This is a genomic window from Nocardioides flavus (ex Wang et al. 2016) (assembly GCF_014653115.1).
In the GTDB taxonomy this organism is placed as follows: domain Bacteria; phylum Actinomycetota; class Actinomycetes; order Propionibacteriales; family Nocardioidaceae; genus Nocardioides; species Nocardioides flavus.
Genome location: NZ_BNAD01000005.1, coordinates 211,632 through 223,286, shown reverse-complemented (window position 1 = coordinate 223,286; position 11,655 = coordinate 211,632). Strand labels below are relative to the sequence as shown.

General features: G+C 72.5%; 15 protein-coding genes. 10 read left to right on the top strand and 5 right to left on the bottom strand.

What is annotated here, in order from left to right:
* The first annotated feature begins 19 nt into the window (after positions 1-19).
* On the top strand, positions 20-1,042 hold the full coding sequence (locus tag IE200_RS11575; RefSeq protein ID WP_191279627.1) for an LLM class flavin-dependent oxidoreductase: 1,023 nt from the start codon (positions 20-22) through the stop codon (positions 1,040-1,042).
* Here IE200_RS11575 and IE200_RS11570 read toward each other — a convergent pair.
* The gene (locus IE200_RS11570; RefSeq protein ID WP_191279626.1) at positions 1,008-1,688 is read right to left on the bottom strand and encodes a DUF305 domain-containing protein; all 681 of its coding nucleotides are present in this window, start codon (positions 1,686-1,688) and stop codon (positions 1,008-1,010) included. The genes IE200_RS11575 and IE200_RS11570 overlap by 35 nt on opposite strands.
* A 184-nt stretch (positions 1,689-1,872) precedes the next feature.
* Here IE200_RS11570 and IE200_RS11565 point away from each other — a divergent pair, with 184 nt between their 5' ends.
* Genes IE200_RS11565 through IE200_RS11555 form a run of 3 tightly spaced genes read left to right on the top strand, consistent with a single transcriptional unit; the run spans position 1,873 to position 3,213 of the window.
* Positions 1,873-2,070 (top strand): hypothetical protein, encoded by a 198-nt coding sequence (locus IE200_RS11565; RefSeq protein WP_191279625.1) that lies wholly within the window; start codon positions 1,873-1,875, stop codon positions 2,068-2,070.
* Positions 2,071-2,103: 33 nt separating this feature from the next.
* A complete protein-coding gene (locus IE200_RS11560; protein WP_191279624.1) occupies positions 2,104-2,766 on the top strand; it encodes an SDR family oxidoreductase in 663 nt (220 codons plus the stop codon).
* A gap of 9 nt (positions 2,767-2,775) precedes the next feature.
* Positions 2,776-3,213 carry a rhodanese-like domain-containing protein gene (locus IE200_RS11555; RefSeq protein ID WP_191279623.1) on the top strand — a complete coding sequence of 146 codons (438 nt, stop codon included), beginning with the start codon at positions 2,776-2,778 and terminating at the stop codon, positions 3,211-3,213.
* 21 nt (positions 3,214-3,234) lie between these two features.
* Here the strand turns inward: IE200_RS11555 and IE200_RS11550 are convergent, their stop codons facing one another.
* Genes IE200_RS11550 through paaZ form a run of 3 tightly spaced genes read right to left on the bottom strand, consistent with a single transcriptional unit; the run spans position 3,235 to position 5,832 of the window.
* Complete coding sequence (locus IE200_RS11550; RefSeq protein WP_191279622.1) at positions 3,235-3,453, bottom strand: PLDc N-terminal domain-containing protein; 219 nt, start codon at positions 3,451-3,453, stop codon at positions 3,235-3,237.
* A gap of 29 nt (positions 3,454-3,482) precedes the next feature.
* Positions 3,483-3,782, bottom strand: coding sequence for a hypothetical protein (locus tag IE200_RS11545; RefSeq protein WP_191279621.1), 300 nt, complete (start codon positions 3,780-3,782; stop codon positions 3,483-3,485).
* Positions 3,783-3,813: 31 nt separating this feature from the next.
* Positions 3,814-5,832 (bottom strand): phenylacetic acid degradation bifunctional protein PaaZ, encoded by a 2,019-nt coding sequence (paaZ, locus tag IE200_RS11540; protein WP_191279620.1) that lies wholly within the window; start codon positions 5,830-5,832, stop codon positions 3,814-3,816.
* Positions 5,833-5,966: 134 nt separating this feature from the next.
* Here paaZ and paaA point away from each other — a divergent pair, with 134 nt between their 5' ends.
* The 6 genes from paaA to IE200_RS11510 all read left to right on the top strand — a co-directional run bounded on the left by paaA (position 5,967) and on the right by IE200_RS11510 (position 10,816).
* Positions 5,967-6,929 carry a 1,2-phenylacetyl-CoA epoxidase subunit PaaA gene (paaA, locus tag IE200_RS11535; RefSeq protein WP_191279619.1) on the top strand — a complete coding sequence of 321 codons (963 nt, stop codon included), beginning with the start codon at positions 5,967-5,969 and terminating at the stop codon, positions 6,927-6,929.
* A complete protein-coding gene (paaB, locus tag IE200_RS11530; protein WP_191279618.1) occupies positions 6,926-7,219 on the top strand; it encodes a 1,2-phenylacetyl-CoA epoxidase subunit PaaB in 294 nt (97 codons plus the stop codon). Before paaA ends, paaB begins: the two co-directional genes overlap by 4 nt.
* A gap of 11 nt (positions 7,220-7,230) precedes the next feature.
* The gene (paaC, locus tag IE200_RS11525; protein ID WP_229856419.1) at positions 7,231-8,175 is read left to right on the top strand and encodes a 1,2-phenylacetyl-CoA epoxidase subunit PaaC; all 945 of its coding nucleotides are present in this window, start codon (positions 7,231-7,233) and stop codon (positions 8,173-8,175) included.
* A 31-nt stretch (positions 8,176-8,206) separates the two neighbouring features.
* Positions 8,207-8,722: a 1,2-phenylacetyl-CoA epoxidase subunit PaaD gene (paaD, locus tag IE200_RS11520; protein ID WP_191279616.1), complete on the top strand. Its 516-nt coding sequence runs from the start codon at positions 8,207-8,209 to the stop codon at positions 8,720-8,722.
* A 3-nt stretch (positions 8,723-8,725) separates the two neighbouring features.
* Positions 8,726-9,781, top strand: coding sequence for a 1,2-phenylacetyl-CoA epoxidase subunit PaaE (gene paaE / locus IE200_RS11515; RefSeq protein WP_191279615.1), 1,056 nt, complete (start codon positions 8,726-8,728; stop codon positions 9,779-9,781).
* Between the two features lie 315 nt (positions 9,782-10,096).
* Positions 10,097-10,816 carry an AMIN-like domain-containing (lipo)protein gene (locus IE200_RS11510; protein WP_191279614.1) on the top strand — a complete coding sequence of 240 codons (720 nt, stop codon included), beginning with the start codon at positions 10,097-10,099 and terminating at the stop codon, positions 10,814-10,816.
* A gap of 142 nt (positions 10,817-10,958) precedes the next feature.
* Here the strand turns inward: IE200_RS11510 and IE200_RS11505 are convergent, their stop codons facing one another.
* Positions 10,959-11,552: a TetR/AcrR family transcriptional regulator gene (locus IE200_RS11505; protein ID WP_191279613.1), complete on the bottom strand. Its 594-nt coding sequence runs from the start codon at positions 11,550-11,552 to the stop codon at positions 10,959-10,961.
* Positions 11,553-11,655: the final 103 nt, after the last annotated feature.

Here is an 11,655-nt window from a genome sequence, read left to right as displayed (position 1 = left end):
GTTGAGCGTTGAACCAGTCATGAAGAAGATCGGGTTCCTCAACTTCGGCCACTGGACCGACTCGCCGCACTCGCACGTGCGCTCCGCGTCGGACACGCTCCTGCAGTCGATCGACCTCGCCGTCGCGGCGGAGGAGCTCGGCGCGGACGGGGCGTACTTCCGCGTCCACCACTTCGCCCGCCAGCTCGCCTCCCCGTTCCCGCTGCTCGCGGCCGTCGGCGCGCGCACCAGCCGGATCGAGATCGGCACGGGCGTGATCGACATGCGCTACGAGAACCCGCTCTACATGGCCGAGGACGCCGGGTCCGCCGACCTCATCTCCGGCGGCCGGCTCCAGCTCGGCATCAGCCGCGGATCACCGGAGCAGGTGATCGACGGGTGGCGCTACTTCGGCTACGCCCCCGCCGAGGGCGAGGACCAGGCCGACATGGCGCGCCGGCACACCGAGGTGCTGCTCCAGGTCCTCGAGGGGGAGGGGTTCGCCCAGCCCCACCCGCGGCCGATGTTCCCCAACCCGCCCGGCCTGCTGCGCATCGAGCCGCACTCGCCGGGCCTGCGCGAGCGCATCTGGTGGGGCGCCGCCTCCGACGCCACCGCGCGGTGGGCGGCCCAGAAGGGCATGCACCTGATGAGCTCGACGCTGAAGGCCGACGAGACGGGCGAGCCGTTCCACGTCCAGCAGCGCAAGCAGATCGAGGTCTTCCGCGAGGCGTGGAAGGAGGCCGGCCACGAGGGCGAGCCGCGGGTGTCGGTCAGCCGGTCGATCATGCCGATCACCACCGACACGGACCGGATGTACTTCGGCCACGAGGGCACGAGCTCGGACCAGTTCGGCCAGATCGAGGCGAACCTCCGCGCGGTCTTCGGGCGGACGTACGCCGCTGAGCCGGACGTCCTGGTCAAGGAGCTCGCCGACGACGAGGCGATCGCCGCCGCCGACACGCTGCTGCTCACGGTGCCCAACCAGCTCGGCGTGGACTACAACGCCCACGTCCTGGAGTCGGTGCTCACCGACGTGGCCCCGGCCCTCGGTTGGCGCTGAACCCCATCCCCCAGCCGGTGTCGAACCAGTCGCGCAGCCAGCGCTGCATCATCCGGATCTCGTCGCGCTGCTCGTCGCGGATGTCCTCGGCCAGCCGCTCGACGTCGGCGTGGTCGGCGAGGTCACGCACGAGCAGCTGCTGGGACATCATCACCGCACCCATGTGGTGGCCGATCATGTCGATGAGGAACGCCTCGTCGAGCTCGTCGCCGGACAGGTCGGCGAGGTCGCGCATCATCGGGTCGTAGTCGACCTCGCCGGAGCGGTCGGCGTACCACTCGTCGAGCCACCCCTCCATCTGCTCGACCTGGGCCGACTGGCTCTCGACGATCCTCTCGCCGAAGGCCCGCATCTCGGCGCGGTCCGAGCGGGCCAGCTCGCCGGCGGCGTCGATGGCCTCCTCGTGGTGGGCGATCATCTCGACGAGGAACCCGTACTCGCTGTCGACGAAGGCGTGCGACATGTGACGCATGTGCCCCGTCGCCCCCACCGGCCCGACGGGTTCGGTCCACGCGGTCCCGCCCATGTGGCGGCCCGGCCACCACTCGTCGTCCTGGGCGCCCATCGCGACGGCGGTCGTCACGCTGCCGAGCGCGAGCGCCGCCACCGCCAGTCCTGCTGCTGCTCCACGCCTCATCGCGCTCATCTCCTCCCGTCCAGCGTGCGCTCCGGGTGGATGGTGGGACAGGGTCGACCGTCCCTTCCGCGTCGGCGAAGGACCCGGGAGCGAGGTTCCTCCGACCACCCGACGAGGTGCGCGTGCTTGGCAGGCGCTGGTTGTGTGGGCACTGACCGACGACCACGACCCGTGAGCGACCAGGAGGTGCCCGATGGGCGGCAAGGACGACAGCGAGGGACAGGCCGAGGGACAGGTCTCGGAGCTGGCGCAGGACGCACCCGAGCCGATCAGCTCCGGCGACTCGGTGGCCGGCCAGCCCAGCGACGAGTCCGGCGACGTGGACGAGGGCGCCCAGGGCCCCAACGCGATCCCCGACGACCCGACGGGCGAGCACCCGCACCAGCCCTGACGTACGGGCCGTGCCTGCGGTAGAACGGTCGCCATGAGCGAGAGCAGGCCAGTGATCGTCGTCGTGGGAGCCGGGCCCGGAGTGAGCGGCTCGGTGGCGCGGCGCTTCGCCGACGAGGGTCACGACGTCGCGCTGCTCGGGCAGGACGAGGCGATCCTCGAGGAGCTCGCCGCCGACCTCCGCGCACGCGGGGCGAGCGTCGGCCACACGGTCGCAGACGTCACCGACGAGAAGTCCGCGCGCGCGGCCGTACGCCGCTTCGGCGAGCACACCGGCCGGATCGACGTGCTGCACTTCAACCCCAGCGCCTTCCGTGAGAAGGACCCGCTCACGCTCACGGTCGGCGAGCTGCTCGACGACGTCGCCCTCGGCGTCGGTGCGCTGCTCACCGTGGTGCAGGCCGCGCGAGCGTTCATGTCCGCCGGCGGCCGGATCAGCGTCACCGGCAGCATGGCCGCCGACGAGCCGTGGGAGGGGGCGGCCTCGCTGGGTGTGCAGAAGGCAGGCGTACGCAACCTCGTGCACAGCCTCGACAAGACCCTCGAGCCCCACGGCATCCGCGCGGTCTCGGTCACCGTCCGTGGAGCGCTGTCGCGCGAGGGCGCGTTCACCCCTGACCGGGTGGCCGACGCGATCTGGAGCGCGGTGACGCGGGACGAGGCCGGCTGGACCAGCGAGGTTCCCTACGCTGGCTAGTCTCGTGGTGTGACGCCGACCCGCACCGCCACCCGCACCGCACGCCGCCTCACCGCGCTCGCCGCCGTCGGCGTGCTGCTCCTCGGCGTCTCTGCCTGCGGCGACGACACCACGGCCGACGCACGCGGCTCGTCGGCCTCGTCGGCGGCCGACAGCAGCGCTGCGCCGATCGCCGCCGCGGACGCGCTCGCCCGCATCGAGGACGGCGCCGCGGTCGTGGACGTCCGTACGGCCGAGGAGTTCGAGGCCGGCCACCTCGAGGGCGCGGTCAACATCGACTACACCGCCGACGACTTCGCCGAGCGCGTGGGGGAGCTGCCCACCGACGTGCCCTACGTCGTCTACTGCGCCTCCGGCCGCCGCGCGGTCGGTGCGGTCGAGCAGATGCGTGAGCTGGGCTTCACCGACGTCGTCAACGGCGGCGGGTACGACGACCTGGCCGGCTGACGTCGCCCCGGGGCCGGGAGCTCAGCGCCTGCGGCCCCACGCCAGGTAGGCGATCGGACCGATCGGCTGCACCGACAGCGCCGGCGCCCACAGCAGCTTGGGCCCGCGGACGAGCGCGGCGGGACGCTGCCGGAGGTCCTTCGCGCACCACGCGGTGACCGCGACCTCGGCGACGCCCGCGACGACGACGAGCTTCTTCTGCGTGGGCGTCATGTCGTTCCAGGACTTCTTGCGTGCCATGGCCGCACCGTACCCCCGCGCGGGCCTGTCTACGCGCCGCGCCAGCCGTTGATCGCGACCCATGCCACGACCACCCCGGTGACGGCGAACGCCAGCCCCCACCACGCGCCGGTGAGCGCGCGGCGCCCGGTGCCCGCGCCCGCGCGGGCCATGCCCGGGAGCGCGACCGTCACCGCGGCGCCGACGGCGGCCATGGCGAGCAGCTGAACCGGGACGATCCAGTTCTCGGTGCCGGGGTCGTCGAGGACGTACGCCGACGCAGGCAGGCTGAGCATGCCGAGCACGAGCAGCACGGCGAACCCGAGGAGACGATCGGCGGACCTGCTCATGGCGCCACGCTAGCGGTCGTGGCGCCGGTGGTCAGGCCTCCTTGGCCACCAGCGTCAGCACGTCGTACGTCGCGACGGGCTCGTCGTCCTGGTTGGTGACGAGCGCGTCCCAGCGCACCTCGCCGTAGTCGGCCGACGAGCGCGGGGTGATCTGCTTGACGGTGAGCATCACCCGGATCGAGTCGCCGGCCTTGACGGGGGTGAGGAAGCGCAGGTGGTCGACGCCGAAGTTGGCGAGCACCGGGCCGGGCGCGGGGTCGACGAAGAGGCCGGCGGCCATCGACACGATGAGGTAGCCGTGGGCGACGATCCCGCCGAAGAGCGGGTTCTGCGCGGCGGCCTCCGGGTCGGTGTGGGCGTAGAAGGTGTCACCGGTGAAGTCGGCGAAGTGGTCGATGTCCTCCAGCGAGATCACCCGCGGCTCGGACTCGATGGTGTCGCCGACCCGCAGCGTGGCCAGCGAGTGGCGGAACGGGTGCTCGGGCGTGACGGTGCGCCGCGACCCGCGCGTCCAGCGGCCGGTGATCGCGGTGAGCATGTCGGGGGAGGCCTGGATCGCGGAGCGCTGCATGTGGTGCAGCACGCCGCGCACGCCGCCGAGCTCCTCGCCGCCGCCGGCGCGACCGGGCCCGCCGTGCACCAGCATCGGCAGGGGGGAGCCGTGGCCGGTGGACTCGGACGCGTCGTCGCGGTCGAGGACGAGGATCCGGCCGTGCCACGGGGCCAGGCCGAGCACGAGGGTGCGCGCGACGTCGGGGTCGTGCGTGACGACCGACCCCGCGAGGGAGCCCCGGCCGCGGGCGGCCAACGCGACCGCCTCGTCGAGGGAGTCGTACGTCATGACGGTGGACACCGGGCCGAAGGGCTCCACGTCGTGCGGCTCGACCGCACCGGCGCGCGCCCGGAGCAGCACCGGCGACATGAAGGCGCCGCGCTCGGCGTCGCCCGCGACCTCGGTCTCGTCGAGCACGACATCGCAGGACGAGCGCAGCGCCTCGACGGCCTTGCGGACCTCCTGGCGCTGGCCGAGGGAGGCGAGCGGACCCATCCGTACGGACTCGTCGTCGGGGTTGCCGACGGTGACCGTGGCGAGCCTGGCGGCGATCGCCTCGGTCATCTCGTCGGCGACGGCGGACGGCACGATCACCCGGCGGATCGCGGTGCACTTCTGGCCTGCCTTGGCGGTCATCTCGGTGACGACGCCCTTGACGAAGAGGTCCCACTCCGGGTCGCCGGCGGCGACGTCGGGCCCGAGGACCGAGCAGTTGAGCGAGTCGGCCTCGACCTGCAGCTGCACGCCGCCGTGCAGGACCGACGGGTGCTGGCGCAGGATCCCGGCGGTGTGCGCGGATCCGGTGAACGCCACCGAGTCCTGCACGCCGAGGTGGTCGAGCAGGTCGCCCGCGGAGCCCGCGAGCAGCTGCAGCGAGCCCTCGGGGAGGATGCCCGACTCGATGATCCGGCGGACCACGAGCTCGGTGAGGTAAGCGGTCTGGCTGGCCGGCTTCACGATCGTGGGCAGGCCGGCGATGAAGGCCGGGGCGAGCTTCTCGAGCATGCCCCAGACGGGGAAGTTGAAGGCGTTGATCTGCACCGCGACGCCCGGCCGCGACGTGTAGACGTGCTGGCCGAGGAAGACGCCCGTGCGGCCGAGCTGCTCGAGGTCGCCGTCGCACACCACGTGCGCGTTGGGCAGCTCGCGACGCCCCTTGGAGGAGTAGCTGAAGACGGTGCCGAAGCCGCCGTCGATGTCGATCATCGAGTCGCGCCGCGTCGCGCCGGTGGCCAGGGACAGCTCGTAGAGCTCGTCCTTGAGCCCGGTGAGGTGGGTCGCGAGCTCCTTGAGCAGCAGGGCGCGCTCGTGGAAGGTCAGCTCGCGGATCGCGGGCCCGCCGACCGTCCGGGCGTGGTGGACCATCGCGCCGAGGTCGAGGCCGGCGCTGGAGATCCGCGCCACCTCCCGGCCCGTCGCCGCGTCGAGGAGCGGGTCGCCCTCGGCGGAGGCGGCGTACCAGCGGCCGGCGGCGTAGCTCTCGAGCAGACGGGTCACGAGGGTCCCTCCAAGGATCGGGCGGTGCACGGATCGAGGCGCGCGAGGTTTGCGTGGCAAGGTGACGGGTGCCACACTAATAGCAGACCGATCGGTCAGTAAATGTGGTCGAAGACCCACCCAGCGGAGGACGGATGACCCTCACCGAGACCGCGCCCGGAGCGTCCGAGGCCGACCTCGAGCGCCAGTTCGAGGCGACGATCGCGCGCCACGACCGCATCGAGCCGCGCGACTGGATGCCGGAGGGCTATCGCAGGACCCTCGTGCGGCAGATCGCCCAGCACGCCCACAGCGAGATCATCGGCATGCAGCCGGAGGGCAACTGGATCACCCGGGCGCCCAGCCTGCGGCGCAAGGCGATCCTGCTGGCCAAGGTGCAGGACGAAGCCGGGCACGGGCTCTACCTCTACTCCGCGGCCGAGACCCTCGGCGTCTCCCGGCTCGAGCTCACCGAGCTCCTGCTCGCCGGCCGGCAGAAGTACTCCTCGATCTTCAACTACCCCACGCTGTCCTACGCCGACGTCGGCACGATCGGCTGGCTGGTCGACGGCGCCGCGATCTGCAACCAGGTGCCGTTGTGCCGCACCTCCTACGGGCCGTACGGCCGCGCGATGATCCGGGTCTGCAAGGAGGAGTCCTTCCACCAGCGCCAGGGCTACGAGCTGCTCGCCACGATGATGCGCGGCACCGACGAGCAGCGCGCGATGGTGCAGGAGTCGGTGAACAGGTTCTGGTGGCCGGCACTGATGATGTTCGGCCCGCCCGACGCCGACTCGCCCAACACGGCGCAGTCCATGGCGTGGGGGATCAAGCGCAACACCAACGACGAGCTGCGCCAGAAGTTCGTCGACATGTCGGTCCCGCAGGCCGAGGCGCTCGGCGTCACCCTCCCGGACCCCGAGCTCAGGTGGAACGAGGAGCGCGGACACCACGACTTCGGCCAGCCCGACTGGGAGGAGTTCATGGAGGGCGTGAAGGGCAACGGCCCCTGCAACGCCCAGCGGATGGCGCACCGTCGCCGCGCCCACGAGGAAGGTGCGTGGGTGCGCGAGGCCGCCACCGCGTACGCCGCGAAGCAGCGGGGGGCGGCGTCGTGAGCACGGTCGAGAAGGAGTGGCCCCTCTACGAGGTCTTCGTCCGCGGCAAGCGCGGGCTCAACCACGTCCACGTAGGCTCGCTGCACGCCGCCGACGACCGGATGGCGCTGCTGCACGCCCGCGACGTCTACACCCGGCGCAACGAGGGCGTCAGCATCTGGGTGGTGCGTGCCGACGCGATCGCCGCGTCGAGCCCCGACGAGAAGGACCCGATGTTCGCCCCGAGCGGCGACAAGGTCTACCGGCACCCGACGTTCTACGACATCCCCGACAACGTCCCCCACATGTGATGGACGATCACGTGCACACGACTCCCGAGGACGAGCACGACAGCGCCTATTCCGGCCTGCTCGTCAACGACGCCCACTGGGCCTTCGGCGCCGCCCCTGTTCCTGATGGGCACGGCGAGGACCCCCTGGCCGGCGTCGACACCACCATCCCCGACGGCGTCGACGCGGCCACGCTCGCGACGTACGCCCTGATGCTCGGCGACGACGCGCTGGTGATGTCGCACCGGCTCTCGGAGTGGACCAGCAACGCGCCCGACCTCGAGGACGACATCGCGCTGTCCAACATCAGTCTCGACCTGCTCGGCCAGGCGCGGCTGCTGCTGGCGCGGGCCGCGAAGGCCGACGCGTCGGTCGTGCCGGTCCTGCCCGAGGGCTCGCCGGTGCCGCCGGAGGACGCGCTGGCGTTCTTCCGAGAGGCCCAGGACTTCCGCAACGTCCGTCTCGCCGAGCTCGTCAACGGAGACTTCGCCGAGGCGACCGTGCGCGTGCTGCTGTTCTCGACGTGGCGCCTGGCGATCTTCGAGCGGCTGCGCGCGAGCCGCGACCACGTGCTCGCAGCCGTCGCCGCCAAGGGCGTCAAGGAGCTCGCCTACCACCGCGACTACTCGGCGCGCTGGTTCGTCACGCTCGCGCAGGGCACCGACGAGTCGCGTCGTCGGCTGCTCGCGGCACTCGACCTGCTGTGGCCGTTGTGGCCCGAGCTGTTCGACACCCACGCGTTCGAGGCGGCGGCCGCTGCCGCGGGCGTCGGGGTCGACCCCACGAGCGTGCGCGAGGCCGCCGAGGGCGTGCTCGAGCAGGTGCTCGCCGCCGCCGACGTGCCGCGGCCCGAGGCGCCCCGCCGCGTCGGCGTGCTGGGCCGTACCGGTCGCGACGGGATGCACGGCGAGCCGCTGGGCCGGATGCTCGCGGAGATGCAGTCCGTGGCGCGCGCCCACCCCCTGGGCCAGTGGTAGGCAGCGAGGTCCACGAGATGAGGCTGACGAGATGAGGCTGATGAGTCGTACGCCCCTGCAGCGGGCCCGCCGTGCCGCGGAGTCGGTCACCGACCCGGAGCTCCCGATGCTCACGCTGCTCGACCTCGGCGTGCTGCGCGACGTCGACGTCGTGGGCGACTCGCACGTGGTCGTCGACATCACCCCGACCTACTCCGGCTGCCCGGCCATGGCCGCGATGCGCGACGACCTGGTGCGGGAGCTGCGGGGCGCCGGGTTCGACCGGGTCGACGTGCGCGTCTGCCTGGACCCGGCGTGGACGACCGACTGGATCACGCCCGAGGGCCGCGCGGCGCTCGCCGCGGCCGGCATCTCCCCGCCGGGGCCGGCGCCGTCCAGCGACGGTCCGATCCCGCTCACCCTGCTGCCGACGGCTCGCCAGGTGCGCTGCCCGCAGTGCGAGTCGCCCGCCACCGAGCTCGTCTCGGAGTTCGGCTCGACGGCCTGCAAGGCGCAGTACCGCTGCACCTCCTGCCTCGAGCCCTTCGACCACGTCAAGGAGATCTAGGCCGTGGCCACCACCTTCCACCGGCTCACCGTCCGCGACGTCGAGCCGCTCACCGACGACTCAGCCGCGGTCACCTTCGACGTGCCCGACGACCTGCGCGAGCTCTTCGACTTCGCGCCGGGGGAGTCGCTGACCCTGCGCCGGGTCGTCGACGGCGTCGAGCACCGCCGCAGCTACTCCATCTGCGCCCCGGCCGGTGCTCCGCCGCGCATCGGGGTGCGTGAGATCCCCGGCGGGATGTTCTCCTCGTGGCTGATCCGCGAGCTCGCCCCGGGCCAGGGCGTCGAGGTCGCCGAGCCGTCCGGCAGCCTGCGCGCCGACCCGGCGACGGCCGGGCGCCACCTCTGCATCGCGGCCGGCTCGGGGATCACCCCGATGGTGTCGATCGCCGCCTCGGTCCTCGCCAACCCCGACAGCACCGTCACCATGCTCTACGGCAACCGCGACACCTCGTCGGTGATGTTCGCCGAGGAGCTCAGCGACCTCAAGGACCTCCACGGCCCCCGCTTCGACCTCGTCCACGTGCTCTCGCGCGAGCCCCGCGACGTCGAGCTCTTCTCCGGACGCCTCGACGCCGACCGGCTCCGTCGGCTCCTGCCGCTCAAGGTGCCGCTCGCCGACCTCGACCACGTGTGGCTCTGCGGCCCGCTCGGCATGGTCCAGGACGCTCGCGCGGTGCTCGCCGAGCTCGGCGTCCCGGCCGAGAAGGTCCACGTGGAGCTGTTCTTCGTCGACGAGCCGCCGCCGGTGCTGCGCCACGCCGACCGCGTCGTCGAGGGGGTGACCAGCGAGGTCACCGTCGTGCTCGACGGGCGTACGACGACGACGCCGATGCCCCGCGACGCGACGCTGCTCGACTCGGCACAGGCCGTGCGCAGCGACCTGCCCTTCGCCTGCAAGGGCGGGGTGTGCGGCACCTGCCGCGCCAAGGTCGTCGACGGCGAGGTCGAGATGGTGCGCAACTACGCCCTGGAGCCCGCCGAGGTCGAGCAGCAGTTCGTGCTGACCTGCCAGTCCTACCCCGTCAGCGACGCCGTCACCGTCGACTTCGACGCCTGAGTCCGGCAGGGACAACCGGCCCTCGGCCTCCGATGGGGGCCTGATGGCCCGGGTGGCCGTGCCGGAGGCCCCTGTTCGTGTGCGGCGCGCAGGCCTAGCGTCGAGACAGGCGACGAGCGTCGGGAGGTTGGTCATGAGGGTCTCGCGGTTGCTGTCCCCGCTGGTGGCGCTGGTGCTGACGCCGGCGTTCGTCGTCACCTCGTGCGCACAGGAGCGGGACGACACGGCCGCGCCACCCTCCGTGCCGGTCCTGGTCGACGTACGCGCCTCGCACCGAAGTGACGTCGACCGCGTCGTCTTCGAGTTCGAGGGCGGGTGCCGGCGGATCGCCGGGTCGAGTACGTCGACCGGCTCTTCGCCGACGGCTCCGGCCGGCGGGTGCGCGTGGCGGGACAGGCGCTGCTGCGGGTGCGGTTCGCGGACGCGCAGGCGCACACCGACGCCGGGTCGCCCACCGCGGCGCCGCGCCGTGTGGCGTTCCCCTTGCCCAACGTCCTGACGGCGGTGCGGTCGGGCGACTTCGAGGCGGTCACGACGTACGGGCTCGGGCTGGCGAAGCGGACCCGCGTGCGCGTACGGACCCTGCGGTCGCCCGACCGCGTCGTGGTCGAGGTCGGAGCCGACTTCGCGACCGTGCAGCGACGCGTGTGGTTCTTCGACCGCGACCGGTTCGTGGCCAACACCGAGCCGTTCTTCGTGCCGGTGCGGCGTCCCGTACGGGCGGTGGCGCCGGCGACCGGTGTGCTCGACCGGCTCTTCGCGGGTCCGCTGCCGAGGGAGCGTGAGCGGGGCCTGCGGCTGCTGCGCTCCGGTGCGAGCGGGTACGACGACCTGGCAATCGTCGGTGGCGTCGCCGACCTGCGGCTCACGGGCCGGTGCAGCAGCGGCGGCTCGACCGTGACGGTCGCCGGCGAGATCCTGCCCGCCCTGCACCAGTTCGCCTCGGTGGACCGGGTGGTGCTGCGCGACCCGGCCGGCACGACCCTGGACCCCGACGGTCCCGGCGACTCGACGCCGGAGTGCCTCGAGCCCTGACCGCCGCTCGTCCGGGAGACGTACGAGGTGCCTGCGTCGGGATCGTGGAGTCCGCGTTCCAGCATTCGGCTCACGGACTCCACGTTGTCGTCGGAACCACCGGTTGACCGGTGATCGCGACGGCGACGACGCCGGCGACCGGCTACTCCCGGCGCAGCAACCCGTCGAAGGCGAGCGTCGCCACCGCGTCGGCGAGGCGTTCGACGTCGACGTCCCCGCGCAGCCACTCGGTCATCGAGTTGACGGTGCCGAAGAGCAGCCGGCTCGCCAGCAGCGGGTCGACGTCCGTACGGATCTCGCCGGCCGCAGCGGCCTCGCGCACCATCTCGGCGAGGCGGTGGTCGATGTCGCGTCGGCGCGAGAGGGCGTTCTTCTCCGCAGGCGTGTTGCCCCGCACGCGCAGGAGCAACGTCACGGCGGGGAGGTGCTCGGCCAGCACGACCACGCTGGTGCGCACCGCCAGGCGCAGGCGCTGCGCGGGCGTCGCGTCCGTGTCGGCCTGCACCCGGTCGAGCGCGGCGCTCAGCTCGTCGAGCGCCTCGTCGAGTGCCCGCTCGAGCAGGCTCTCCTTGCTGGGGACGTGGTGGTAGATCGCCGACTTCGTCAGGCCGAGCTCGCGCGCGAGGTCGCCCATGCTGGTGGCGTCGTAGCCCTGCCGGTTGAACAGCTCGATCGCGACGCGCAGGACGGTCTGCTGGTCGTGACCCGGCCGGCCACGGCGCGCGCGATCTGACATGGGTGCACGTTCTCACACGCGGGGACGGGATATTTGGCGACATCGACCGGTCGCGGGCTACAGTGGCTGCAGCGTCCAGACGCCGTGCCGCTGTGATCACCCC